21 protein-coding genes are annotated in these 25,572 nt (G+C 65.2%); 14 read left to right on the forward strand and 7 right to left on the reverse strand.

The window, feature by feature from the left end; genetic code table 11:
• Nucleotide 1: 1 nt before the first annotated feature.
• Nucleotides 2-1,216 carry an MFS transporter gene (locus KVT37_RS15685; RefSeq protein ID WP_217574543.1) on the forward strand — a complete coding sequence of 405 codons (1,215 nt, stop codon included), beginning with the start codon at nt 2-4 and terminating at the stop codon, nt 1,214-1,216.
• Here KVT37_RS15685 and dgcA read toward each other — a convergent pair.
• Entirely contained in the window at nt 1,187-2,170 is a 984-nt protein-coding gene (dgcA, locus tag KVT37_RS15690; RefSeq protein ID WP_217574545.1) for an N-acetyl-D-Glu racemase DgcA, read from the reverse strand. The two genes, KVT37_RS15685 and dgcA, sit on opposite strands and share 30 nt — an antisense overlap.
• A 77-nt stretch (nt 2,171-2,247) precedes the next feature.
• Between dgcA and KVT37_RS15695 the strand changes: the two genes are divergently transcribed.
• Genes KVT37_RS15695 through KVT37_RS15710 form a run of 4 tightly spaced genes read left to right on the forward strand, consistent with a single transcriptional unit; the run spans nt 2,248 to nt 6,313 of the window.
• Nucleotides 2,248-3,435, forward strand: coding sequence for an ABC transporter permease (locus KVT37_RS15695; RefSeq protein ID WP_217574547.1), 1,188 nt, complete (start codon nt 2,248-2,250; stop codon nt 3,433-3,435).
• A gap of 1 nt (nt 3,436) precedes the next feature.
• Complete coding sequence (locus KVT37_RS15700; RefSeq protein ID WP_217574548.1) at nt 3,437-4,243, forward strand: ABC transporter ATP-binding protein; 807 nt, start codon at nt 3,437-3,439, stop codon at nt 4,241-4,243.
• A 14-nt stretch (nt 4,244-4,257) separates the two neighbouring features.
• Nucleotides 4,258-5,631 carry an MlaD family protein gene (locus KVT37_RS15705; protein ID WP_217574550.1) on the forward strand — a complete coding sequence of 458 codons (1,374 nt, stop codon included), beginning with the start codon at nt 4,258-4,260 and terminating at the stop codon, nt 5,629-5,631.
• A gap of 37 nt (nt 5,632-5,668) precedes the next feature.
• Complete coding sequence (locus tag KVT37_RS15710; protein ID WP_217574552.1) at nt 5,669-6,313, forward strand: ABC-type transport auxiliary lipoprotein family protein; 645 nt, start codon at nt 5,669-5,671, stop codon at nt 6,311-6,313.
• 99 nt (nt 6,314-6,412) lie between these two features.
• Here the strand turns inward: KVT37_RS15710 and KVT37_RS15715 are convergent, their stop codons facing one another.
• The gene (locus KVT37_RS15715; protein ID WP_217574554.1) at nt 6,413-12,835 is read right to left on the reverse strand and encodes a kinesin; all 6,423 of its coding nucleotides are present in this window, start codon (nt 12,833-12,835) and stop codon (nt 6,413-6,415) included.
• Between the two features lie 301 nt (nt 12,836-13,136).
• Here KVT37_RS15715 and KVT37_RS15720 point away from each other — a divergent pair, with 301 nt between their 5' ends.
• The 3 genes from KVT37_RS15720 (at nt 13,137) to KVT37_RS15730 (ending at nt 15,048) form a co-directional block, all read left to right on the forward strand.
• A complete protein-coding gene (locus KVT37_RS15720; RefSeq protein ID WP_217574556.1) occupies nt 13,137-13,505 on the forward strand; it encodes an Hpt domain-containing protein in 369 nt (122 codons plus the stop codon).
• Nucleotides 13,506-13,605: 100 nt separating this feature from the next.
• Nucleotides 13,606-13,926 (forward strand): 2Fe-2S iron-sulfur cluster-binding protein, encoded by a 321-nt coding sequence (locus tag KVT37_RS15725; protein WP_127226159.1) that lies wholly within the window; start codon nt 13,606-13,608, stop codon nt 13,924-13,926.
• Nucleotides 13,927-14,016: 90 nt separating this feature from the next.
• Nucleotides 14,017-15,048 (forward strand): NAD(P)/FAD-dependent oxidoreductase, encoded by a 1,032-nt coding sequence (locus KVT37_RS15730; RefSeq protein WP_217574558.1) that lies wholly within the window; start codon nt 14,017-14,019, stop codon nt 15,046-15,048.
• A 53-nt stretch (nt 15,049-15,101) separates the two neighbouring features.
• On the opposite strand, the gene KVT37_RS15735 is transcribed toward KVT37_RS15730, so the two are convergent.
• Nucleotides 15,102-16,583, reverse strand: a complete 1,482-nt coding sequence (locus tag KVT37_RS15735) for an MDR family MFS transporter (protein ID WP_217574561.1) — start codon at nt 16,581-16,583, stop codon at nt 15,102-15,104.
• 202 nt (nt 16,584-16,785) lie between these two features.
• The gene (locus KVT37_RS15740) at nt 16,786-17,406 is read right to left on the reverse strand and encodes a DUF922 domain-containing Zn-dependent protease (RefSeq protein WP_217574563.1); all 621 of its coding nucleotides are present in this window, start codon (nt 17,404-17,406) and stop codon (nt 16,786-16,788) included.
• Nucleotides 17,407-17,490: 84 nt separating this feature from the next.
• Here KVT37_RS15740 and folP point away from each other — a divergent pair, with 84 nt between their 5' ends.
• The 3 genes from folP to folK are packed head-to-tail and all read left to right on the forward strand — an operon-like array spanning nt 17,491 to nt 19,203.
• Nucleotides 17,491-18,345, forward strand: a complete 855-nt coding sequence (gene folP, locus KVT37_RS15745; protein ID WP_217574565.1) for a dihydropteroate synthase — start codon at nt 17,491-17,493, stop codon at nt 18,343-18,345.
• Between the two features lie 2 nt (nt 18,346-18,347).
• Nucleotides 18,348-18,707, forward strand: a complete 360-nt coding sequence (gene folB / locus KVT37_RS15750; protein ID WP_027166337.1) for a dihydroneopterin aldolase — start codon at nt 18,348-18,350, stop codon at nt 18,705-18,707.
• Nucleotides 18,691-19,203: a 2-amino-4-hydroxy-6-hydroxymethyldihydropteridine diphosphokinase gene (gene folK / locus KVT37_RS15755; RefSeq protein WP_217574567.1), complete on the forward strand. Its 513-nt coding sequence runs from the start codon at nt 18,691-18,693 to the stop codon at nt 19,201-19,203. Before folB ends, folK begins: the two co-directional genes overlap by 17 nt.
• A 9-nt stretch (nt 19,204-19,212) precedes the next feature.
• Here the strand turns inward: folK and KVT37_RS15760 are convergent, their stop codons facing one another.
• Both KVT37_RS15760 and KVT37_RS15765 read right to left on the reverse strand, forming a co-directional pair.
• Entirely contained in the window at nt 19,213-19,761 is a 549-nt protein-coding gene (locus KVT37_RS15760; protein ID WP_217574569.1) for a DUF924 family protein, read from the reverse strand.
• A gap of 10 nt (nt 19,762-19,771) precedes the next feature.
• Nucleotides 19,772-21,607 carry a monovalent cation:proton antiporter-2 (CPA2) family protein gene (locus tag KVT37_RS15765; protein ID WP_217574571.1) on the reverse strand — a complete coding sequence of 612 codons (1,836 nt, stop codon included), beginning with the start codon at nt 21,605-21,607 and terminating at the stop codon, nt 19,772-19,774.
• Between the two features lie 243 nt (nt 21,608-21,850).
• Between KVT37_RS15765 and KVT37_RS15770 the strand changes: the two genes are divergently transcribed.
• The 3 genes from KVT37_RS15770 (at nt 21,851) to KVT37_RS15780 (ending at nt 24,531) form a co-directional block, all read left to right on the forward strand.
• The gene (locus tag KVT37_RS15770) at nt 21,851-22,840 is read left to right on the forward strand and encodes an AraC family transcriptional regulator (protein ID WP_217574573.1); all 990 of its coding nucleotides are present in this window, start codon (nt 21,851-21,853) and stop codon (nt 22,838-22,840) included.
• A 60-nt stretch (nt 22,841-22,900) separates the two neighbouring features.
• Nucleotides 22,901-24,109: an MFS transporter gene (locus tag KVT37_RS15775; protein WP_217574575.1), complete on the forward strand. Its 1,209-nt coding sequence runs from the start codon at nt 22,901-22,903 to the stop codon at nt 24,107-24,109.
• Nucleotides 24,110-24,264: 155 nt separating this feature from the next.
• Nucleotides 24,265-24,531 (forward strand): hypothetical protein, encoded by a 267-nt coding sequence (locus KVT37_RS15780; RefSeq protein WP_217574578.1) that lies wholly within the window; start codon nt 24,265-24,267, stop codon nt 24,529-24,531.
• An 85-nt stretch (nt 24,532-24,616) separates the two neighbouring features.
• On the opposite strand, the gene KVT37_RS15785 is transcribed toward KVT37_RS15780, so the two are convergent.
• On the reverse strand, nt 24,617-25,519 hold the full coding sequence (locus tag KVT37_RS15785) for a LysR substrate-binding domain-containing protein (protein ID WP_217574580.1): 903 nt from the start codon (nt 25,517-25,519) through the stop codon (nt 24,617-24,619).
• Nucleotides 25,520-25,572 lie beyond the last annotated feature (53 nt).

Consider the following 25,572-nt stretch of genomic DNA (forward strand, 5'->3'; position numbering starts at 1 on the left):
CATGTCGCTGCCGCCGCTCTCTCCCGAACAGCTCGTCAAGCCCAGACATTTCGAACTGCGCCTGAGCCTGATCTTCGCGACCTTGTTCGTGTCGCAGGGCACGCATCTGCCTTACTTTCCGCTCTGGCTGCAGGCGAAAGGCTTTCACGCCGAGCAGATCGCCGTCATCCTGGCGGCGCCGATGTTCCTGCGCGTGGTGACGACGCCGATGCTGACGGCGTTTGCCGACCGGGCAAAAGACCGCGCCAACGTGTATATCGTGCTGGTCGCCGCCTCGATGGTCATCTCGGCCGGCTATTTCCTGCCGGCCACCTACGCGATCGTGCTCGCCGTTTCGCTGCTGCTCACCATCGTCTGGACGCCGCATTCGCCGATGGCCGATTCGCTGGCTTTATCAGGCGTGCGCCGCTTTGGCTCGAACTACACGGCGATGCGCAAATGGGGCTCGATCTCCTATCTCTGCGCCAATGTCGTGGGCGGCTTCATTTTGGCGGTTACCGGCCCGCAGGCCGTTCCGGTGATCATCTTCGTGGCGCTTGGCGCGGCTCTTGCCGCGGGGCTGTGGGCGCCGCGCATGGGGCGGCCGCGCAAGGCTTCGCCACTGTCGGCTACCGACATCCAGCAGTCGGCGCCAAGCCTCTTCAACGCCTATTTCCTGTACTTTACCCTCGGCGTCGGCATCATCACCGCCAGCCACGCCTTCCTCTACGGGTTCGTCTCGATCTATTGGAAGTCGATCGGCATCGGCGATTCCGTCGTCGGCCTGCTATGGGCCTGGGGCGTGGTATCCGAAGTCTGCATGTTCCTGTTTTTCAACCGTATTTTCGCGTCCGTCCCGGTCGTCCGGGTGATGGTGATCGCCGGCATCGGCTCGGTCGTGCGCTGGATCGCCTTTCCGCTGGTCTGGCCGCTCGGCCTAGGTGTCGCCGGCTTCTTCCTCGTGCAGTCGCTGCATTCGGTCTCCGTCGCCATGGTGCTGATCGGCCTGCAGAAGATGATCGGCGAGACGGTTTCCGAAGAGCGCACAGGTGCCGCGCAAGGCATTGCCTATTTCTTCAACGGCTTCTTCATGGCGGCGGTGACGCTTGCTTCCGGTCCGCTCTATGACCGTCTTGGCGTAGACGGTTTCTGGGCGATGATCCCGATCGCGGTCATCGGCATGGCGCTGATCGGGCTGGCCGCACGTTCAGCCCCACAGCACCCCGTCCGGGGGTGAAACGAGCGATCCCCGGTAGACGAGGCCGGGCTCGCGATCGCGCGCCAGCAGCAGCGGGCCGTCGAGGTCGACGAAGTCGGCATCCTGGGCCAGCAGCACGGCCGGCGCCATGGCGAGCGAGGTGCCGACCATGCAGCCCACCATGATGCCGAAGCCCAGCTCGCGGGCGCGGTCGCGCAATTTCAACGCTTCGGTCAGGCCGCCCGTCTTATCGAGCTTGATGTTGACGGCGTCGTAGAGGCCGACCAGCGAATCGAGGCCGCTCGTTTCATGCACGCTTTCGTCGGCGCAGATCGGCACCGGATGAGGGATCTGCCCTAGGATGGCGTCCTTGCCGGCCGGCAGCGGTTGCTCGATCAACGCGATGCCGTGCTCGGCGGCAAAGGCGAGATTGGCTTCGATGTTGTCATCGGACCAGCCCTCATTGGCATCGAGGATGAGGCGGCTGTTTGGAGCGGCTTCTCTTACCGCGCGGATTCTCGCCATGTCGTTGTCGCCGCCGATCTTGACCTTGAGCAAAGGCCGCGTGGCGTTGGCGCGCGCCTGCGCCGCCATGGCCTCCGGTTCGGCGAGCGACAGCGTGTAGGCGGTTTCCAGCGGTTTGGCCGCAACGGCGCCGATCGTCGCCGCAACAGGCGTGCCGGTCAGCTTGGCTTCCAGGTCCCAAAGCGCGCAGTCGACGGCGTTGCGCGCGGCGCCAGCGGGCATCGCGGCAAGCAAAGCGGCGCGGTCGATGCCAGCCGCGATCGGGCCGCGCATGACCTCGATGGCGGCGCGCACCCCCTCCATGGTCTCGCCGTAGCGCTTGTAGGGCACGCATTCGCCACGCCCGGAACGTCCGTCTTCAGCGATCGTTACGGTGATGACTTCGGCCTCTGTCTTCGAGCCGCGTGAGATGGTGAAGGTGCCGGCGATCGGGAATCGCTCCATTTCGACCGAAATGACACGCGCCATAATTTTCTTCTCCGGCTGTGCGACACCAGTCTGCCGGCAAATCGACACGCCAGCCCCGTCACGCTAAACAGGACGCCATGTTGACCATCCGCAAACGCGACGCAAGCGGCGAGGCCGCCGAGAACGGCGAGCACCGGCCGCGCGTTGCCGTGGGCGAGGAAGGCGGCGTGCTGGGCTGCGCCTTCTCCGGCGTGTGGACGACGCGCACCGTCGCGCTGGTCGACGCCGACATGCGCAAGATCGAGCGCAGAAGCGGCGCAAAACAGCTGATGCTCGACCTTTCCCACATCGAAAAGATGGACACGGCCGGCGCCTGGCTGATCGACAGGCTGGCCAGCGCCTTCGAGAAGAAAGGCGTCAAGGTTCATCTGCAGGGGCAGAGCGAGATCGCCTCGATCCTGCTCGGCGCGGTCGGCGACGCGGTCCGCCGCGAGCCCGAATCGGGCCCGTCCGGGCCACCCAACATCATCCTGCGCGCGCTGGAGCTGGTTGGCCGGCGGGTCTATGAGATGCGCGACGATTTCTTCGCCTCGATGAACATCCTCGGCGCCACGATCCGCGGCGCGCAGATGAAGCTCGGCCGCGGTCACGCGGTCAACCCGGCCGCGATCTTCAACCAGATCGATCGCATGGGCGTCGGCGCGATCCCGGTGGTGGTGCTGATGTCAGCCATTGTCGGCGCCATCGTCGCCCAGCAGGGCGCCTACCAGCTCAGCTATTTCGGCGCCAACATCTTCGTCGTCGACCTCGTCGGCGTGCTGATCCTGCGCGAGCTCGGCGTGCTGATGACGGCGATCATGCTTGCCGGACGTTCGGGGAGCGCCATCACCGCCGAGATCGGCTCGATGAAAATGCGCGAGGAGGTCGACGCGCTGAAGGTGATCGGCCTCAATCCGATCGGCGTGTTGGTCTTTCCGAGGCTCGTCGCCCTGGTGATCGGGCTGCCATGCCTCACCATCATCGCCAATTTTGCAGCACTTGGCGGCGGCATCGTCGCCGCCTGGCTCTATTCCGACATCCCGCCGGCCGCGTTCATCGACAGGCTGCGCGTCGCCATCGATCTCAGCACCATCTTCGCCGGCCTGATCAAGGCGCCGTTCATGGCCCTGATCATCGGCATTATCGCGTCGGTCGAGGGCATGAAGGTCGGGGGCAGCGCCGAATCGCTCGGCCTGCACGTCACCGCCTCGGTGGTGAAATCGATCTTCGTCGTCATTATCCTCGACGGGCTTTTCGCCATGTTCTACGCAGCGATCGGGTTCTGAGATGGCGAACGGCGGCGCGGCAACCGAGGAAGCCACAAACGACGAAATCGTGCTTTCGGTGCGCGACGTCACCGTCGCCATCGACGACAAGCTGATCCTCGACAAGCTTTCGCTGGACATCAAGCGTGGAGAAATCCTCGGCTTCGTCGGCGCTTCGGGCGCCGGCAAGTCGGTGCTGCTGCGCACCATACTGGGGCTGATGCCGAAGCAGTCGGGGACGATCAGCCTGTTTGGCGTCGATGTCGACAAGGCGAGCGACGCCGATCGCCTGCGCATCGATATGCGGCTCGGCGTGCTGTTCCAGCATGGCGCGCTGTTTTCGGCGCTGACGGTGCTGGAGAACGTCCAGGTGCCGATGCGCGAATATCTCGACCTGCCCAAGGCGCTGATGGATGAGCTCGCCATGCTCAAGATCGAGCTGGTCGGGTTGCCGCCCGATGCCGCGCAGAAATTTCCCTCCGAGCTTTCCGGCGGCATGATCAAGCGCGCGGCGCTGGCCCGTGCGCTGGCGCTCGATCCCGACATCGTCTTCCTCGACGAGCCGACCTCCGGGCTCGATCCGATCAGCGCGGCCGAATTCGACGAGTTGGTCGTCAAGCTGCGCGACACGATGGATCTCACCGTCTACATGGTCACGCACGATCTCGACACGCTGTTCACCGCCTGCGACCACGTGGCGGTGCTCGGCAAGAAGCGTGTGCTGGTCGAAGGCACGATCGACGACATGCTGAAGAGCGACGAGCCGTGGGTGAAATCCTATTTCCGCGGAAAACGCGCCCGGCAACTTGATCTTGCGGCGCGCGCATAGCCATAAGTGGGGCGATGGAAACAAGAGCCAACTACGTAATTGTCGGCATCTTCACGCTGGGTGCGATCCTGGCCGCCTTTGCTTTCGTCTATTGGACGGCAGCGATCGGCGACAGGGGCGAGACGGCGATGCTGCGCGTGCGCATTCCGGGCTCGGCGTCCGGCCTCAGCCGTGGCAGCCTGGTGCTGTTCAACGGCGTCCGGGTGGGTGACGTGAAGAACGTCTATATCGACGGCGACGACCCGACGGTGGCTATTGCCGATACCGAAGTGGCGCGCTGGACACCGATTACCAAGTCGACGCAGGCCGACATCGGACTTACCGGCCTCAGCGGCCAGGCCAATATCGAGCTCAAGGGCGCGGATCCGAAGGAAACCAGGTTGCTCGACGAGGCGGAGAAGGAAGGCAAGGTCGCCGAGATCGTCGCCAATCCGTCCGCGGTGACCAATCTTCTGCAGACCGCGCAGAACATCTTTACCCGCGCCGACAAAGTGCTCAGCGAGCTCGAAGGCTTCACCAAGGATGTTCGCGGCCCGCTGACGCAGACGGTCAAGAACGTCGAGACCTTCTCCGACGCGCTCGCCAAGAATTCCGACGGCATCGACAAGTTCCTGTCGGCGGTGAGCTCGCTTTCGGATCAGCTGAAGAATGTCTCGGGCCGGCTCGATAGCACGCTGAAGGCCGCCGAAGGCCTGCTCAATTCCGTCGACAAGGACCAGATCAAGAGCATCGTGGCCAATGTCGACACGGTGACGGCGAACCTGAAAGAGACCTCGAAGCAGTTCGATACCGTCATCGACAACGTCAACGCGGCGGTCGGCTCGATCAACGATTTCGCCAAGCAGACGCAAGGCACGCTAGCCAAGGTCAACGGCGTGCTCGACGGCATCGACCCGGCCGATGTCAAAGCCGCCTTGGCCAACATCCAGAAGGCCAGCGCCAACGCGGACAAGGCGGCCTCCGACATCGCCAAGGTCACCGACAAGATCGCCAACCGCTCGGACGACATCGACCAGACGATCAAGGACGCCCGCCAGCTGGCGCAGCGGCTCAACGACGCCTCGGTGCGCGTCGACGGCATCCTGGCCAAGGTCGATAAGATCCTCGGCTCCGGCGAAGCCGACGGCGTGATGGCCGATGCCAGGGCGACGCTGAAATCCTTCAAGCAGGTGGCCGATACGCTCAATGCGCGGCTCGGCACCATCACCGACAATCTGGCGCGCTTCTCCGGCCAGGGCCTCAACAACGTCGAGGCGCTGGTGCAGGACAGCCGGCGCTCGATCAACCGCATCGAGGAAGCGGTGACCGATCTCAGCCGCAATCCGCAGCGCATCCTGTCTGGCGGCGATGGCGAGGTCCGGCAGTTCGACGGAAGGGCGCGGCGTTGACTTCGGCCGCCGCGACCGTCAAGAAAATGAACCGCGAATGCGGGTTGATCGGGGACAACGGGGATCACGTGTGAAGTCGGTCAGGGTGGTAGCGGGTAGTTTGAGATCATCCGCGGCGGTGCTGCTGGTGCTTGCGGTTGCCGGCTGCGCGGTCCTGGGCGGCAAGCCGGCGCCGCTCGACACGTTTGAATTGTCCGCGCCGTCGGTCGAAGCGCATGCTCACAGCCGCCGCCAGATCCTGATCGCCCAGCCGTCGGCGCTCAAGGCGCTGGACAGCCAGAACATCGTCATCAGGCCCTCGGACCAGTCGATCCAGTTCCTGAAGGGCGCGCAATGGGCGGACCGGCTGCCTCTCATCGTGCAGGCGAGACTGGCCGAGACCTTCCAGCGCTCGGGCAGCTTCGCCGGCGTCGGCAAGCCGGGCGAGGGTCTGGCGATCGACTACCAGATCATAGTCGAGGTGCGCTCCTTCGAGGTGCGCGTCAATGGCGGCGAGCATGCCGAGGTCGATCTGTTCGTGCGCATCCTGAACGACCGCAACGGCGAGGTGCGCGCCTCGAAGAGCTTCACGGCGAGCGCTCCAGTTTCCGGAAGCGGCAACGCCGCCTATGTCGGCGCGCTGGACAGCGCCTTCGGCCAGGCGGCCAAGGACATCGTGCGCTGGACGGATTCAACGATCTGAGCGACCCGGCCAGACCGACAAAGGCCAAGCCGACAAATCAATTCATGGACATGAAAAAAGGCGGGCCTCGGCCCGCCTTTTTCCGACGTGCTTGGCGCCTCAGTGCAGGCGGCCGCTGGCATGGGCCAGCATGGTGTAGACCTTGCCGGTGTCTGACGTCAGATAGGTCTGCGCCATGATGTTGTCGCGGTCGTTGCGCGAGACATCCTTGAGCAGCTTTTCGAAATCCTCGCAGTAACGGTCGACCGCGGCGCGGAATTCCGCTTCGGCCTGGTACTTGCGGCGGATCTCGTCGAAGGTCTGCTGGCCCTTCAGCGTGTAGAGGCGGCGCGTGAAGACGTCGCGCTCGCCACGGCGATAGCGGTTCCACAGCTCGATCGAGGCGTCATGGTCGATGGCCCGCGCGATGTCGACGGAGAGCGAATTGAGCGACTCCATGACATGCAGCGGCGAGCGCTGGGCAGGCGCCGCGCGCGGCGCTTCCACCGGCGCCGCCGGCCTCAGCTCTTCCTCACGCGAGGCGTTGGTCAGCAGGTCGCGCACCCAGCCGCCCTGCGCGGGCTTGCCGTTCGGGTCGCGGCGCGGCGCCTCGGCTGGACGTTCGAGATCGAGCGTGCCGCGCAGCGTGGTCTCGGCGAGCGGCGCTTGCGGAGCGCGAGGCACCGGTTGCGGCTGCGGCTGCGGTTGAGGCTGCTGGGCCGGCGGCCGGCGCAGCGGCGGTTCGGCGGCGCGGGCCGGCGCCTGCGGAGCCGGGCGCAGACCGCGCGGCTCGCCCTGCTCGCTCGAGCCGCTGCGGCCAGATTTCGCAACGATATCCGACAGTTCCTTGAGCGCATTGATCTGCTCGGAGACGGCGCGGCGGATGGCCGAGGTCGATTCCTTGGCCTCTTCCGGCATCTCGATGACGCCCTTCTTGAGTTCGGCGCGGGTCAGGTCGAGCTCGCTCTTGATCGAGCCCGCGGTGCGGCGCATTTCCTCGGTCGCGTCGGCAAAGCGACGCGTCGCCGAATCGACGACCTCGGCGATTGCCGTGCGGATCTTTTCCGCCGATTCCATCGTGCGGCCTTCCGCGGTCTGCATCGTCTGGCCGACGAGGTTCTCGAAGGAACGCATCACCTTTTCGAGGTCTTCCGACTTCTTGACCAGGCCGACGGCGAGGTCTTCCAGCGAGGACTGGCGCTCCAGCGTGTGCTCGAGATTGCTCTGCGCGGAGCTGAGCAAATTCGAGGCGCTGGAGAGCAGCCGGCTGTGCTCGTCGAACTTGGTCGCGATCGAGGCCACCTCGCGCAGCGTCGCCGAGGACAGGTCGGTGAGCCGCGTCGTGTTGGAATCGACGAGGCGCGCCGAGCTGGCGAAGGTCTGGGCAGCCTTCTCCGTGGTCGAGGCGAAGCTCTGCGTGCTGCCGGATAACCGCTCTTCGACCTGGCCGAGGTTGACGGCGGCCTGCTCGATGAGCTGGCCGAGCTGCGCGCTCGAAGTCGTCATGCGGCCGATGAGATCGGCCACGCTGTCGGCAAGCGAGGAGCGCGCGCCTTCGACGGCCGATAGCGTCTCGGCGGTGCGGCCGGCCAGCGCGTTGACGAGGGCCGCATTTTCGCTGCGCAGCTTCTCGGTCGCCCGCTCGGTGACCTCTTCCATGCTGCGCTGCAGCTCCGAACCGCCCTGGGCGAAGCGCTCGACCAAGGGCCTCGCCGTCTCGTCGAGGATCTTCGCCATTTCGGCCGAACGCGAGGCCAGCATGGTGTTGAGCTCGCGCGTGTTCGCGCCGATGGTCTTGGCCGCCTCGTTGGTGCTCTGGCCGATATGCTGGCCGACCGCCGTGAAGGTCTCGGCGATGACATTGGCACGCGAGATGAGCTGGGCCTCGGCGCTGGAGACCTGCTCGTTGAGCTTTTGGCCCATCGTCTCGGCCGTGTAGGCGAGGCGGTTTTCCACGCTCGCGACCTGGTCCTCGACGCGGGCGGCGGCGGCGGCGGCACTCGCGGCGAGCCGCTCGTCGGCGCCGGACAGCGCCTGCTCGATCTCGCGAGCATGCACGGCGAGCTCCTGGCCGGTCTGGCGGGCGCGGTCGGCGACGCGCTGCTCGGTTGCGGCGAAGGCGCCGACGATCGTGTCGGCATGCTCGCCGATGGTCGAGCTGGTCGAAGCGATGCGCGACACCAGGCGGTTGTCGGCGTCGTCGAAGATGCGGCCGATTTCGCCTGCGCGAGCCGAAAGCGCTTCCGAGCCCTCGGCAATGCGCGCCATGAGCTTCTGGTCTGCGCCGTCGAAGATGCGGCCGAGATCGGAGGCGCGGGCGGCCAGCGCTTCGGCCGACTCGCCGATGCGCATCGAGAGCCGCTCGTCCGCGCCCTCGAAGTTGCGCAGGATGTCACCGGCACGCGAGGCAAGCGACTGGGCGGTCTCGACGGCGCGGGCGACCAGCTTCTGGTCGGCCGCGTCGAAGGTGCTGGCGATCTCGCCGGCTCGCGTGGCCAGCTTGTCGGCGGTTTCCTCGGCGCGGGCCATCAGCGAGTTCGACGCATCGTCGGCGCGCGCCATCAGCATGTTGGACGTGTCCTGGGCACGCTCGTGCAGCCGGCGGTCCGCCGCCTCGAAGGCCTGGGCGATGTCCTCGGCCCTGGCAAGCAGCGCCGCGGATGTCTGCTCGGCGCGTTCGGCGATCTTGCGATCGGCGTCGCTGAAGGCAGCGCCTGCCTGCTCGTGCAGGGTGCTGGTGACCTCCATAACCTTGTCGCGCAGCGCGCCCGCCACGAAGACAGCGGTCTTTTCCAGCACGCCGCGGACATTGTCGACACCGCTCGACAGCGCGCGTTCCATAGTGCCGGCGCGCTCCTCGATGACGCCGGTCTGCCGGCTGAACGCCTGCTCGATCTTCTCGACGTCGGCGGCGATCGCCGCCGAAATGTCGCTGCTTCGCGCTGCGATCTGGTCGATATGCCCGGAAACCGAGCGATCGACGTCCTTTCGCGCATCGGCGAGCTTGACGAGATCGTCCTCCAGGGCGCGGGCCAGCATGTTGCGGCCCTCGGACAGCTTGCCGACATGGCCGGCGACGACGTCGTCGATCTCGGAGCGGCTTTCCGTCAGCTTCTGCAGGTCCGCTTCGAGGGCGCGCCTGAGGATATCGCGGCCCTCGGCGAGCTTTTCGACCTGGCCGGCGACCAGGCCGTCGATGCCGGAACGGCTTTCGGCGAGCTTGGCAAGGTCGGCCTCAAGGGCGCGCGTCAGCACGTCGCGGCCTTCGGCGAGCTTCTCGACCTGGCCGGCGACAAGGCCGTCGATGCCGGCGCGGCTGTCGGCCAGCTTGGCGAGGTCCGCTTCAAGAGCACGCGTGAGGATGTCACGGCCTTCCGAAAGCTTTTCGACCTGGCCGGCAACAAGCCCGTCGATCGAGGCGCGGCTTTCGGCCAGCTTGGCAAGGTCGGCTTCCAGCGCGCGCTTGAGGATGTCGCGGCCCTCGGCGAGCTTCTCGACCTGGCCGGCGACCAGCCCGTCGATGCTGGAACGGCTTTCGGCGAGCTTGGCGAGGTCGTCTTCGAGCGCCTTGGACAGCGTCGCGCGGTTCTGCGACAGCTGGTCGGCATGGGTCTGCATGAGGCCGCTGGCATTGGCCATATCGGCATCGAGCGCACGCGAAAGGTCGGCGCGGTGGCCGGTGATCTTCTGCGAATGATCGACGATCGCGCCCTGGATGGTGTTCAAATCGGCTTCCAGCGCGCGCTTGAGGATGTCGCGGCCCTCGGCCAGCTTTTCGACCTGGCCGGCGACCAGCCCGTCGATGCTGGAACGGCTCTCGGCGAGCTTTGCGAGGTCGTCTTCGAGCGACCTCGACAGCACCGAGCGGTCCTGAACGAGCCGGTTCTGATGATCGGCGATGGCGCCGCTGACATTTTGAAGGTCATCCTCAAGGGCTCTCGACAGAGCCGAGCGGTCCTGCGCCAGCTTGTTCTGATGATCGGCGATGGCGCCGCTGACAGCCTGCAGATCTGCGTCGAGCGCTTTCGACAACTGGGCGCGATCCTCCAGCACCTTGTCCGAATGTCCCGCAATGGCACCCTTGACGGTGTTGAGATCGGCTTCCAGGGCGCGCCTGAGAATATCGCGGCCTTCAGCGAGCTTCTCGACCTGGCCGGCCACAAGGCCGTCGATCGAGGCGCGGCTTTCGGCCAGCTTGTTAAGATCGGCCTCCAGCGTCTGCGACAGCAGGCTGCGGTCGTCGGCGAGCTTGCCGGCATGGCTGTCGATCAGGCCGCGGATGCCGCTCAGATCGCTTTCAAGCGCGCGGCTGAGTTCGCCGCGGTCCTCGGCGAGCTTGGTCGAGTGGGTCTCGATCAGGTTCCTGATGCCGATGATGTCGGTTTCGAGCGCCTTGGCGAGCACGGCGCGGCCTTCGGCGATCTTCTCCACCTGACCGGCGACGAGGCCATCGACCGCTGTGCGGCTGTCGGCGAGCTTGCCGAGATCGGCTTCCAGGGCGCGCGCCAGAATGTTGCGGCCCTCGGCCAGCTTGCCCACGTGGCCGGCGACCATTTCATCAATCATCGTGCGGGCTTGGACGAGTCGGCCGGAGTCTTCGTTCAAGGCCTGAGACAGGCGATTGCGGCCTTCCTCGAGCTGCTCCAGATGGCTGCCCATCGACGCATCGATGGCGGCGCGCGACTCGTTCACCTTGCGCAGGTCTTCTTCCAGCGCGCGCGAGATCAGGCCGCGGCCCTCCGCCAGCTTCTGCACCTGGTTGGTGACGGCGGCATCGATCGCCACGCGGCCTTCGGCGAATTTCGCCAGGTCCGCCTGCATGGCGGTGGCCATGCGCTCGCGGCTCTCGGAAAGCGCGCGGCTGTGGTTCTCGACGGCTTCCTCGATGCCGACACGGGCATTGGCAAGCCGCTGGATGTCGGAATCGAAGGAGCGCGACACCACGTGCCGGGCCGCTTCCATGCGCCCGGCGAAGTCGGTGGCGCGGGCTTCGAGCATCGAGGAGGTCGACGAGATGATGTCGGCCATGTCGGCGCCGATCTGGGTCTTGCCTTGATCAATCATCGCCGACAGCGTGTCCTTGCTCTCCGCGAAGGCGTGCGCGATTTCCTTCGCGCGCTCCACCATCGTCTCGTTGATCTGACGCGCGCGGGCTTCGAGGGCGGCGTTGAGCTTCTGCGTGCCGGTGTCGAGCGCCTCGGCGCGGGTCTGGAATTCGCTGATCAGCGCCTGGCCGCGTTCGGCAAGCGTGCGTTCGATGCCAGTGAGGCTCGCCTCGAATTCGGAGTTCAGCGTGCGGGCAGCGCCGCCGAGCAGCGAGACCATGCCGTTCGTGCGGTCGTCGAGCAGGTCGGTCAGCGAGCGGGTGAGGCCGTCCGTGGTGTCGGTCAGCTTGGCGATGCGGGTGTCGAGCAGGCTGGCGAAGGCTTCGCCGGAGGTCGAAAGCCGGTCGGTGATGTTGTCCAGGCGCGATTCGACGGAATCGAAAATCGACGTCGAGCTTTCATTGATGCGATCGATCAGCGTGTCGCCGGAATTGTTGATCGTCATCGACAGCTTGGTCGACGCGTTGAGAATGGAGTCGCGGATGATGTCGCTGGCCGCGCCGATCTCGTCGCGCAGCGTCTCGTGCGCGCTGGCAATGGAGGCGCGAACGCGCTCGGCATGGGTGACGACCGCCTCGCGCTCGCTGCCGAGACCGTCGACCAGCGAGCGGATGCGGGCCTCGTTTTCGGAATAGGAACGTTCGATCTGGCTGACCTCGCCATGCACGAGCGTTTCGAGCTCGACCGCGCGGGCGAGTGTCCGTTCGATGCCTTCGCCCATCGCCGCCACTTCGCGGCGAACGGCCTGGCCGATCATCATGACGCGGTCCTGGGCGAGGTTTTCGGGCTCCGCCAGGCGGAAGGCGACCTCGGTCATAGATTGCGCGGCGATGCGCATTTCCTGCGCGCGCCGGATCATGGCGGCGAACGCCCAGAACAGGATGACCGGGACGATTGCGGCAACCGCCAGGCCGATCAGCTCGGGGCGGGCGAAGAATTGGTCGAAGGTCCGGATCTTCCAGATGCCCGAACCGAACAGGAGATTGGCCAGGCCGCCGGCGCCGGCGATCCAGGCCAGCGAGATGAAGGCGATCACCCAGTAAACGGTGCTCGACGCACGGCGGTTGAGGCTGTGCAGCAGCGTCTTGTAATCCTTCTGACGGTCGTCATTGGCGGGCGTGAATCCGGCGGGTGGCGTGAAACCTGCCGGCTGGGTGCTACGCGGCTCGACAGGGCGCAATTCAGCCGGCTTGGCCGCGGGCGCCTTGGCGAGCTGAGGGGCGGCAGGCTGAGGGGTGTTTGCCGGCTCCGTCCTCTGGCTGCGACCTTCGCGCGCCAGTTCGTCGGCTGCCGCCGAGATCTGCGCTTCGAGGTCCTCCATCGACGCCGCCATGTCGAGGCCGCCGTCGTCGCCGTTCAGGTCAAGGTCGAGCGCCTTTTCCAGTTCCGCGGCCACGTCGCTGTCGAGAGACTTCGTCGTCGTTGGTTTCTTAGCCATGCCTTCGCTACCCTGTACTAGCTGCCGCGGGACTTATGATTGTGGCCTGATTCTGGCCCGATTCTGGCTTGTATACCCCGAGCAGGAGGCTGAAAAATGGACGTCCGTATCGTAATGACACACGGGGGTAAAGAAAACATGCAATCCGGGCGATACGTAAAACTTTAAATATAAGGTTAACGCAAGCGTGATCCGGATGCCTCTGTGACAACATTTTTCCCCTGCAACCGTTAACCCGTTGGCGACCGGAGTCGCCTATTTTCTTGGGCCCGTCTGCCCGCTTTATGGAGTTGCAGTGCGTATGCGTGGCGAAACTGGTATTGCGTTTTCGATGCCGGGGGGCGATGCCTCCGGAACGGCTGGAGCCCGACCTGTGGATCTCGGCCATCTGGCGCGTCAGACAATGGGTGACCGCGACCTCGAACGGGAAGTTCTGGCGCTGTTCGTGCACCAGTCGCTGTCGGTTCGTGACCAGATCGCGGACGCCGACGCAAGGCAGAGGGTGCTTCTGGCACATGGCCTGAAGGGCTCGGCGCGCGGCATCGGCGCCTTCGCGGTCGCCGATTGCGCGGCGGTCATCGAAAAGCAGCCGGAGGACGTCCGGGCGCTCAAGCGGCTCGGCACGCTGATCGAGGAAGTGCGCGACTTCATCGCCGGCATCAGCCGCTAGTGCCACCTTTTTGAAAAACGTCATTTCGTGGCGCTTTCGCGCCGCAGTTGACTTGTCCGGTGGAGTGATTATCTCGGCTGCGACTCCTCAGGTGACTTTAATGACCAAGCTGACTTACATCGCCCATGACGGGACCCGATTTGACGTGGATGCCGAAAACGGTTCGACGGTCATGGAAAACGCGATCCGCAACGCGGTGCCCGGCATCGAAGCCGAATGCGGCGGCGCCTGCGCCTGTGCGACCTGCCACGTCTATGTCGACGAGGCATGGACGGCCGAGGTCGGCGAGCCGGAGGCGATGGAGGAGGACATGCTGGACTTCGCCTATGACGTCCAACCAAACTCGCGCCTCTCCTGCCAGATCAAGGTGCGCGACGCGCTGGACGGCTTGGTCGTCAGGGTCCCCGAACGCCAGGGCTAAGGCCGACTTCCCAATTTCTTTCATGCTGGCTGCTTGGCAGCAGGCCGGCGCTCATGCAGTCTCGCACCATTTCCCAATGGGGCGCAGCGCATGAGCGATACAATCAAGACGGACGTTCTCATTGTCGGGGCAGGGCCGGTCGGCCTGTTTGCCGTGTTCGAGCTCGGCCTGCTCGACATGAAATGCCATCTGATCGACATTCTCGACCGTCCCGGCGGCCAATGCGCCGAGCTCTATCCGGAAAAGCCGATCTACGACATTCCCGGCTGGCCGATGATCTCCGCGCAAGGCCTGGTCGACAAGCTGATGGAGCAGATCCATCCGTTCAAGCCGGAGTTCACCTTCAACCGCATGGTCTCCAGCCTCGAAAAGCTGGAGGACGGCAGTTTCCGCGTCGCCACCGACGAGGGTGAGATAGTCGAGGCCAAGGTGGTGGTGGTTGCCGCCGGCGGCGGCTCGTTCCAGCCCAAGCGCCCACCCATTCCGGGCATCGAGGCCTATGAAGGCAAGAGCGTCTTTTATTCCGTGAGGCGCATGGAGGAATTCCGCGGCCATGACCTGGTCATCGTCGGCGGCGGCGACTCCGCGCTCGACTGGACGCTCAACCTGCAGCCGATCGCAAAAAGCGTGACGCTGGTGCATCGCCGCCCGGAATTCCGGGCCGCGCCCGACAGCGTCAACAAGATGTACGCCATGCAGGAGATGAAGCAGCTCGAATTCCTGGTCGGTCAGGTCAGCGGGCTTGCCGGCGCCGATGGCCAGCTGTCATCGGCGACCATCAAGGGCGGCCCGGACGGCGACGTCGAGGTGCCGTGCACCCGCATGCTGCCGTTCTTCGGCCTGACCATGAAGCTCGGGCCGATCGCCGAATGGGGCCTGAACCTCCACGAAAACCTGATCCCGGTGGACACCGAGAAGTTCCAGACCTCGATCCCGGGCATCTTTGCCGTCGGCGACATCAACTGGTATCCGGGCAAGCTCAAGCTGATCCTGTCGGGCTTCCACGAGGTGGCGCTGATGTCGCAGGCCGCCAAGCGCATCGTCAGTCCCGGCGAGCGCATCGTCTTCCAGTACACGACCTCGTCGACCAGCCTGCAGAAGAAGCTCGGCGTCCATGATTAAGCTATGTTGATACTCGGGCGGCCTGGCCTGAATCTCAACACACCTCGGAGAGATTACTCCGCAAGTACCGGCGCGGCGTGCTCGTCGCGGCCGCGCAGTTCCTTTTCCGGCATGAGCGCCAGCACGATCAGTGCAAGCACAAGCGTGATCCCGGTGGTGAGGAAAATCATCACGAACGGCAGTGCCGATGACAGTTTGATATGCGTCGCGGACCCTTCCGACGATAGCGGCAAGCCATAGCCAAGCGCCACGGCGCCAAGGATCGCCACGCCGAGCGCGCCGCCCAGCGTGCGCAGGAAGGTCAGCACGCCGGTCGCCACGCCCAGGTGCGCGCGGTCGACGGCGTTCTGGACCGACACCGTGGCGACCGGGAAGGTGGTTCCGCTGCCCAGGCCAGTCAGAGTGGTCAGGATCAGGACTTCGAGCAGCGAGGCGTGTTCCGCAATGGCACTGAGCACGCCAATGCAGACGATGGCCATGCTGACGCCGATCATGGCGATGCGCTTGTAGTGGACGAAACGCGGGATCATGCGGCCGGCGAAGGTGGCGCCGGCGACGGTACCGAGCAGGAGGCCGAGCATGGCCATGCCGGATTCGCTGACCGAAAGCCCGACGATCGACTGCAGATAGACCGGCAGGTAAACCGAGGCGCCGATGTTTGCCGCCTGCAGCAGGAACATCGATAGCGTGCCGGCGAGCACGATCGGGTTGCCCAGCACGTCGAGCGAGATCAAGGGCTCGGCCGCTTTGAGCAGCCTCAGCGCGAAGAAGGCCCAGAACACGGCCGAACAGGCCACCAGCCCAAGGATTTCGCGGGAAAACCAGGGATAGGCGCTGCCGCCCCAGTTGAGTGCCAGGAGCAGCAGCGACGTGGCGACAACCAGCAGCACGGCGCCCAGCCCGTCGATGCGGTGGTTCTTGGCTGCGATCGGCAGCTTCCTCAGCGGGTTGTTGATGATGGCCATGGCCAGGAAGCCGATCGGCAGGTTGATCCAGAAGATCAATGACCAGTGCAGATGCTCGGCGAACACGCCGCCGAGCAGCGGGCCGGCGACGCTGGCGACCGCCCATGTGCCGGAGATCCAGGCCGCGTAGCGGGCGCGCTCGCGTGGCGGCACGAGATCGCCGATCACCGTCTGGGCCAGCGCGAAGAGACCGCCGCCGCCGGCGCCCTGGATGGCGCGTCCGATGACCAGCACCAGCATGTTGGGCGCCAGCGCGCTGACCAGCGACCCGAACAGGAAGATGAGGATCGCGGCATAGATGACGGGACGGCGTCCATAGACATCGGAAATCTTGCCGTAGAGCGGCGCCATGGCGGTCGCGGTCAGGAGATAGCCGGTGACGATCCAGGGCAGGTATTCGGCATGGCCGAGCGCGCGCGCGATCGTCGGCAGGGCCGGCGCGACGATGGTCTGGTCAAGGGCCGCCAGCAGCATCGACAACAGCACGCCGCCGATGATGGCGCTTTTCTCGCTCTCGCTCATCGGCGCGGCTTTCGGCGCCATCGCCTTGTTCTCGACGGTCTGGTCCATGCGTCGTTCTTTCAAAGGCTGATCATCGGTGCGCCAGGACGGCTTCAGCTGGTCGCGCCTGTCATTTCCCATCGTGGATAGGGTGGCGTTTCGAACCCGCTATATGTCGTTCGATGTAGGCCGATTTCGACCGCCGCTCGAAAGTTTTTGCAATCTGGCACCATGTTTGGGCGGAATTGGCCCCGATCCGGCTTGCTCGAGGTCAAGGTGGCGGCAACTGGCCGGCTTCGACGCGCTCCATCCGATAGCGCATCAGCCGCAGGATACGGCTTTCGAAATTGGCGCCCTCGACGCGGTCGAAGCGGACCTGGTCCTGATCGTGCCTGGCGAGCTCGGCGGCCTGGATCGCGGCGGCCTTGACCTTCGCCTGCTCGCAGGTCTTTTGCGGAGGAAGCGCCTTCAGCGCATCCTCGAGCAGGCGCGCATGGTTCTTGGCGATCTCGACATGGCGCTCCTCATGCCGCTTGATGTCGGCCGAGAGCGTGTCCCAGAACAGCCTGACGTCCGGATCGGATTTGCGCGGGCGCCGCCATTCCGGGAGGATCACCTTGACCTTCACGGTGACGGCCGCATCGGCGACGCGGCAGGACTGCGCGCTCTGGGCGTAGCTGATCCGGGTCGTAAACGCCATCTGCGTGGCGCCGGGATGCCGCGAACCGGTGCTCTTCACTTCCGGGCCGTTTTTCGACAGCTGGTTTTGAATATCGTCTAGCGTGCGGCCGCCGACGCTGAAATAGCTGTAGGTCTTCACCAGATTCGCCGCTCCCGCCGGCATGGCGGTCAGCGCGAGCATCAGGGCGCAGAGCAGGGATCGGTTCATCATATTGCCTCTTAACGCACCTTGCTTTAGGGCCGTCGCCAGCGCAACGGAATTGATTTCGCGCGGATCACGCATGGTTGATGGGCAATGACGACAAGGCGATGGCAGCTGGCGCATGGGCGCTATCTCGACCTGGGTCCGAAGGCGGTCGTCGTCGGCATCCTCAATGTGACGCCCGATAGTTTTTCGGACGGCGGCCTCTTCATCGCGCCTGAAAAGGCCCTGGAGCAGGCGCGCCGCATGGTGGAAGAGGGCGCCGCGATCATCGATGTCGGCGGGGAATCGACGCGGCCGGGCTTCGCGCCGATCACCGCTGAAGAAGAGCAGGGCCGCGTGCTGCCGGTCATCGCCGCGCTCGCCGCTTCCGGCGCGGCGCTGATCTCTGTCGACACCTATCGCGAGGATACGGCGCGGCGCGCGGTCGCCGCTGGCGCCCATATCGTCAACGACGTGTGGGGGCTGCAGCGCGAGCCGGGCATCGCGCGCGTCGCGGCCGAGACCGGCGCCGGGCTCGTCATCATGCATACCGGGCGCGAACGGCAGAAGCTGCCCGATGTGATCGAGGACCAGTTGCTGTTCCTGCGCAAATCGCTCGAGATCGCGCGCGCCGGCAATGTCGCCGACGGCCAGATCGTGCTCGATGCCGGCTTCGGCTTCGCCAAGGAGACGGCGGAGGAGAATCTCGACCTCATGGCGCGGTTCTCCGAACTGCAGGCGCTCGGCTATCCGCTGATGGCGGGGACCTCGCGCAAGCGCTTCATCGGCAACGCCACCGGGCGCGAGCCCGGCGAGCGGGCGGCCGGCACGGCGGCCACCAGCGTCATCCTGCGCTTGAAAGGCGCCGACCTGTTTCGCGTCCACGATGTCGCAATCAACGTGGACGCGCTGGCGCTGACCGATGCTATGCTTCAACGCGAAACCGAGCTTCCTCGCGGACACTGATGATGTACGTCATACGCATGAAGAACTGCGCCTTCTTCGCCCGCCACGGCGTGCTGGACGAGGAGGAGACGCTTGGCCAGCGTTTCTATGTCGATGCCGAGCTGACCGTCGAACCCAGCCGCCCGCTGACGGAGGATTCCATCGAGGACACGGTCAACTACGGCGTCGCCTTCGCGGTCATCGAGAAGATCGTGACCGGACATCGCCGCTTCCTGATCGAGGCGCTGGCGCTCGAAGTCGCGAAGGCGCTGACGGCACGGTTCTCACAGATCAGGAAGGCAGAGATCACCGTGCGCAAACCGAACGCCCCGGTGCCGGGCGTGCTCGACTATGTCGAGGTGAGCGTTGTCTGGCCAGAATAGCGCCGTCTACCTCAGCCTCGGCGGCAATCTCGGCGACCCGGCGAAGTCCATGGGCGCGGCATTGCGCATATTGGATGGCGACGACGCGACGCGCGTCACCGCCGTCTCCTCGCTCTACCGCACGCCGCCCTGGGGCAAGCTTGACCAGCCCGATTTCCTCAACGCCGCCGCCGCGATCGAGACGGCGCTCGCGCCGCGCGCGCTGCTCGACCTTTGCCTCGATGTCGAGCGGCGGTTGAAGCGCGTGCGCGAGGAGCGCTGGGGGCCGCGCCTGATCGACATCGACATACTGGTGTTCGGCGACCGGGTAATCCACGAGACCGGGCTCGAAGTGCCGCATCCGCGCATGCTGGAGCGCGCTTTCGTGCTGGCGCCATTGGCTGAGATCGCGCCCGGCCTATCGGTCGGCGGCCGGAGCGTCTCGGAACGGCTCGGCGCCGTCGATACGTCCGGTATCGAGCGGTTGCCGTCGGGCCGGGAATGGTGGCTCGGCTAAACCTACTGGTTAGCCGGAGAAACCGCCGCCGTCGAGGAAGGTTTGTTCATCGTCCGTCGTCGCGCGGCCGAGCATCCGGTTGCGATGCGGAAAGCGTCCGAAGCGCCGGATGATGTCGCGGTGCTCTTCCGCATATTTGAGATCGCCCGCAGCTCTGGCGGCGATGAGCTGCACTGCCCGTTCCTGATCGGCAAGAAGTTCCGAATGCTCGAAAGGAAGGTAGAGGAAGACGCGCAGAGCCTCTTCGAGTTCCAGATCCTGAGCGGCGGTGATCGCCTTGTCGGCGAAATGCCGCGCCAGCGGGTCGGTCGCGTACATGTGGCCGGTGCCGCGGAAGCAATTGCGCGGGAACTGGTCGAGCAGGATCATCAGCGCCAGCGATCCTTCGGCATGCGCGTTCCAGTCGTCGCATTCGCGCCGCGCGGCGGCGTAGTGCAGTTCCAGGAAGCGGTTGCGGAAATCCGCGTCGAAGGTGTCGTTCTTCTCGAACCAGGCATCCTCGCCGGCATCGCGCCAGAATTTGGTGACGGAAAGCGCCCGCGGATCGAGCTCTGCCATGCGTTGCCCCTCAGTTGTTGGTCTCTGCCTTGTTCAGCACGACAGCGGTTTCCTGGTTCAGCGCCCGGCCGGCGCGGCGCGGCTGGGTCAGCGGCGTCGGGATCGGCGTGCCGATATTGCCCTTGAGGAAACGCTGGCCAGCGCGCACGCCCTCGGCCAGTTGCGTCTCGAAGCGCGCTTCGTCTCGGCGCCGGACATCCTCGATGACCTCTGCGACCTCTTCCGGATCGACGCCGAGCGATTCCAGCGCGGAGCCGCCGAAGACCAGCGCCGATTCGAAGGTCTCGCGCAACTGATAGTCGGCGCCGGCGCGCACCAGTTGCAGCGCCGTGCCGCGGTCGAAGGCGCGCGCCAGGATGGTGACCAGCGGGAATTCGGCCTTGATCAGCTGCGCGATGCGCACTGCGGCGTCCGGTTTGTCGACGCAGATCAGCACGGCGCGGGCGCGGCCGGCGCCGGCCGCATGCAGGATGTCCAGCCTGGTGCCGTCGCCGTAATAGACCTTGAAGCCGAAATCGGCCGCGGCCTGGATCATCTCGACCTCGTTGTCGATGATCGAGACGTCCATCCCGCGCAGCAAAAGCGGCTGGCTGGCGATCTGGCCGAAGCGGCCGAAGCCGATGATCAGCACGCTGCCGGTGAGGCCTTCGGCGATGTCGACGCCGTCGAGCGACTGCTCGTCGCGCGGGGTCAGGTAGCGCAGCGCTATGATCGCCAAGGGCGTCAGCACCATCGAGATAATTACGATGGCGGTGAGCGTCGCGTTGGCCTGGCCGTCGATGATGCCGACCGCGGCGGCGGACGAATAGAGCACGAAGGCGAACTCGCCGCCCTGCGCCATGAAGACGGCGCGCTCCAGCGCCTCGCGATGGCCGCTCTTCAGGATGCGCGCGACGAGGTAGATGCCGAGCGCCTTCATGACCATGTAGGCGACGACGTAGATGGCGACGAGCCGCCAGTTCTGGGCGACGACGCCAAGGTCGAGCGACATGCCGACGGCAAGGAAGAACAGGCCGAGCAGGATGCCGCGGAACGGCTCGATGTCTGCTTCGAGCTGATGGCGGAAGGTCGATTCCGACAGGAGCACGCCGGCGAGGAAGGCGCCCATCGCCATCGACAGGCCGGAAAGCTGCATGGCGAGCGCCGATCCCAGCACCACCAGCAAGGCCGCGGCGGTCATGACTTCGCGGGCGCGGGCGTCGGCCAGGATGCGGAAGAGCGGATTGAGCAGGTAACGGCCGGCCACGACCAGCCCGACGATTGCGGCAATGCCGATGCCGACTTCGGTCAGGCGCTGCGACAGGCTGGTCTCGGCGCCGCCAGGCGCGAGGAACGCGACCAGCGCCAGCAGCGGTACGATCATCAGGTCCTCGAGCAGCAGGATGGAAACGATGCGCTGGCCCTTCGGCGTGGCGATCTCGCCGCGTTCTTCCAGCAATTGCATGACGATCGCGGTCGAGGTCAGCACGAAGCCGGCGCCGGCAACGAACGACTGCGCGATGGGAAAGCCCCCGGCCAGTCCGACGAGCGTGAGCAGGATCGCGCAAACGCCGACCTGGAGGGCGCCCAGGCCGAAGATCTCGCGCCGCAGGCTCCAGAGTCGCGACGGCTGCATTTCGAGGCCGATGATGAAAAGGAACATGACGACGCCGAGCTCGGCGACGTGGAGGATCGATTCCGATTCGGAAAAGACGCGCAGGCCGAACGGGCCGATGACCACACCGGCGGCGAGGTAGCCGAGGATCGAGCCCAGCCCCATGCGCTTGAAGATCGGCACGGCGACGACGCCGGCGGCGAGCAACGCCACCACCTGCACCAGATCGCTGCTCGACGCTTCAGCTGCCATGCCTGTCATCCTGTTGCTCTAAAGCGCGTCGCCTGAAAAAGATTCAGGTGACGCGCTTCAGGTCTTTGCTTGATGCATGTCGTTGTCCCAGAACCGCTGCACACTTTCGGGCGACATGCATTGGAAGCACTCCTTGCATGCACCGGGAGGGAGAGGCAAGGGCGGGAGGACTGACTGGAAGGGTAGGGGCCTTTGAAGCGGCCTCCGCTTGCCTGCCGGACGTTCGGCATCTATAATGGCCAAATGCCTGACTATTCGTCCCGATCGTCTTCGGCGTCCCCTATCCCGATGGATGCGCTCAGCGAAGTCCTGCAGGACTTTCGCTTGAGCGGGGTCAACTATGGCCGCTGCGAACTCCGACATCCATGGAGCATCGCCTTTCCGCAGCAGAAGCTGCTTCGCTTTCACTTTGTCGGCCAGGGTCCGTGCTGGATCTATACCGAAGCGGAAGGCTGGCAGGAGTTGCGCGACGGCGATCTGGTGCTGCTGCCGCAAGGCATTGCCCATCGGCTGGCCAGTGCGCCGGACGTTGTCGGCGACTCGCTCGAGGGCTGCCAGGTGACCAAGTTGGGGAGCAATGTCTGCGAGGTGGTACGGCAAGGGACGGGCGCGACAAGCACCCTTTTCTGCGGCTCCATGGCCTTGGGCGCCTGTGCGCTCAATCCATTGATCACGTTGATGCCGCCGATCATCAAAGGCTGCGACGTGGCCGGCAATGATCCGGTCGTCGGTCCTTTGCTGGCGGCTATGACGGCGGAGGCCGCGCAACCGCAGATGGGCAGCGCCACGATTCTGTCGCGGATGGCGGACTTGCTGACGGCCAGGCTTATCCGCTGCTGGGTCAATTGCACGGGAGCCTCGACCACCGGTTGGCTTGCCGCTATCCGCGACCCGCATATCGGCCGCGCCTTGGCGGCCATGCACCGGGACCCCGGCCACAACTGGACGCTCGAAAGCCTCGCCGCCCTCGCAGGCCAATCGCGCTCGATTTTCGCCGAGCGCTTCAGCGCTGTCTTGGGTGAGGGCGCCGCGCGCTATCTCGCCCGCCTGCGCATGCAGCTTGCCCGCGAGCTGCTCGGGCAAAACGGCCTGTCGGTCGCCGAGGTCGCTACCCGTCTGGGCTATGATAGCGAAGCCTCCTTCGCGCGCGCGTTCAAACGCATCACCAATGTTTCGCCAGGCGTTGTGCGTCGCACAATTCCCGGACGAATGGACATGAATTTCGGATTTTAAGATACATATCATCCGATCAGACTCGCCTATCTAAGATCTCCAAACTTTGGAGATCCTTCCGTGACTGACACAACATTACAGCTTGAAGACGCGGCGATCGGCCTTGATGCCGATGCACCGGCCGCGTGGAGCGCGGCCACCTGGTTCGCGGTTATTTCACTGGCGGCCACCAGCTTTGCGCTGGTGTCGGCCGAATTCCTGCCGGCCGGTCTGTTGACACCGATGGCGCGCGATCTCGGCATCAGCGAGGGAACGGCCGGACAGGTCGTCACCGCTACCGCTTCGGTCGGCGCCGTGACGGCCATGTTGAGCAACGTTCTCATCGGCCGATTGAACCGTAAGACGGTGCTGGTTGGCCTCATGGTCCTGGCGATCGCTTCCAACATCCTTGCCGCGCTGGCGCCCAATTTCTGGCTGCTGCTGCTGGGCCGGGCGGGGCTTGGAATCGCCATCAGCGCCTTCTGGGCGCTATCGGTTGCCGTCGTGGCCAGGCTGGTCGGCGCCAATGCGACAGGTCGAGGCATGGGTATCGTCACCCTCGGCGTGTCGCTCGCAACCATCGCAGCACCCTCGATGGGGGCGTTGATCAGCGACTGGCTGGGGTGGCGCAGCGCCATGGCCATGACGGCGGGACTGGCTGTGGTTGCCATGCTGCTGCAGTTGCTGAGCCTGCCGGCCTTGCCTGCGACAGCCAGCAATAGTCTTGCGGATGTGTTCCGACTGACACGGCGGCGCGGCATTCAACTCGGCATGCTGGCCATTCTTTTGCTGATGACAGGCCATTTCGCCGGTTCCGTCTATGTGCGCCCCTTCCTCGAACAGGTGACGCAGCTTGCAACAGGGCCAATTGCGCTCGCCCTGCTCGGATTTGGCATCGCCGCCGTGATCGGCAACGTTGCCGGCGGCCGCCTGGCGGACGCCAATATCCGCGTGGCTCTCGTGGTTACCGCCGTGTTGATGGCGCTTGCGGCGCTGGCACTGGTGCTTTGGGGCGTGCACATCGGCATTGCCTTCGGCTTCGTCACGCTTTGGGGCCTGGCCTTCGGCATGGGGCCGGTGGTGCTGCCGACCAATCTGTCGCGTGCGGCGCCTGATGCGCTGGAAGCGGCGGGCAGCCTGATGGTGGTCTCTTTCCAGGTTGCCATCACCACCGGCGCGGTTGTCGGCGGTTATGTGGTGGACACCTATGGCCCCACGGGGCCCTTGACCCTTACCGCCGTCCTTGCCGCATCGACAGTCATGCTGGCGCTGCTGCAGCCTCGAGGGTGAACTCTTCTCCGACGGACGTGATATTGCAGCCTGGTTACACAAGTTTACGCGGCCCGGTTGTTGCGTGCCGCCACAATCAGCGGTTATGGCACGTTCGGCTTCGGCCATTGGAGGCAGCGGCGATGGGCCGCTGCCTTTTTGAGGAGATGACTGACATGAAGAAGTTTTTGCTCGTTGCCGTCGGTGTTGCGGCGCTGGCCGGCTCGGCTTGCTCCAAGGCGCCGCAATGCACGCAGGAGATGGCCACCAAGAAGGCGCAGGACATGGCTGCCGCTCTCCAGGCGGCGATCACCAAGGATCCGAGCAAGGCCGCCGACCTGACCGCCAAGGTGCAGGCCGTGACGACGAAGTATCAGGGCGCGACGACGCTCGACGAAGCCTGCAAGGCCTATGACGAGCTGACCGCCACCATCAAGGGTTGAGCCCAACCGTCGAGAAACGAGAAGGCGGTGGCCACGCGGCCGCCGCCTTTTTTGTTTGCGCTCCGCTTGAGCTTCTTGAGATGTTTCAGGCTATCGCCATTACCCGTTTGTGGTCGGCGACTTCCGAGAGCAGCCAGTCCTGGAACAGGCCGGTGCCCGGCTTGTTTCCGATGCTGCGGCGCTGATGCAGGTAGATGCCGGCCGGATAGGTGTGGCGGGCGCTGAACGGGGCGACGAGCCTGCCTTGCTGCAGAAGGTCCTGCGCCATCATGGTGTCGGCCAAGGCGATCCCGGCGCCGTTTATCACCTCGCGCATGATCAAGGTGCAGTCGTCGAGCGTCGTGCTGGATTTCGGCGTGGTGTCCAGGACGCCTTCCTGTTCCAGCCATCGCCGCCAGCGCATGCTCTCGCATTCGTGGATCAGGTGGTGATTGACCAGATCGGCAGGCGTTTTGAGCGGCACCGGTCCTTCCAGCAGCGAGGGCGCGCAGACCGGGGTCAGAACCAGCGGGATCAGCAGCGTCAAGGCCGGGCCGGCCTTGTAGACGAACTCATCGACAATGGCCAAATCGAAGTTGGCGCGCTTGCCCGAGGTCGAGATCTCCAGATCCACGGCCGGATGCAGCTTGCGGAAGTTCGGCAGCCGGTCCGCCAGCCAAAGATTTAGAACCGCCGGCACGCAGAGCACCCTGACGCGCTGCGTCCTGCCGTGGCCCGGGCTATCGACGAAACTGACATCGCCGGTAGCGCGCCAGATGGCCTCGAATGCCTCGGAGAGGCTGCGCGCATAATATGAGCCCCTGATGGTCGGGGTTATCTGGCGAAAGCCACGCTCGAACAGGTCCTGGCCAAGGTTCCTCTCAAGCGCGCGGATGTGGCGGCTGACGGCCGAGGGCGTCAGATGCAGTTCTTCGGCGGCATCCTTGATGCTGCCGAGGCGCGCGGCGGCCTCGAAAGCGCGCATGCCATTGAGTGAGGGCAGGGCCATTGGCCGATCATGAATTGTCAGTTGAGTTTTTGTCAATCGACTTGGGCAAAATT

The organism is Mesorhizobium sp. GbtcB19, assembly GCF_019091085.1.
Classification (GTDB): Bacteria; Pseudomonadota; Alphaproteobacteria; order Rhizobiales; family Rhizobiaceae; genus Mesorhizobium.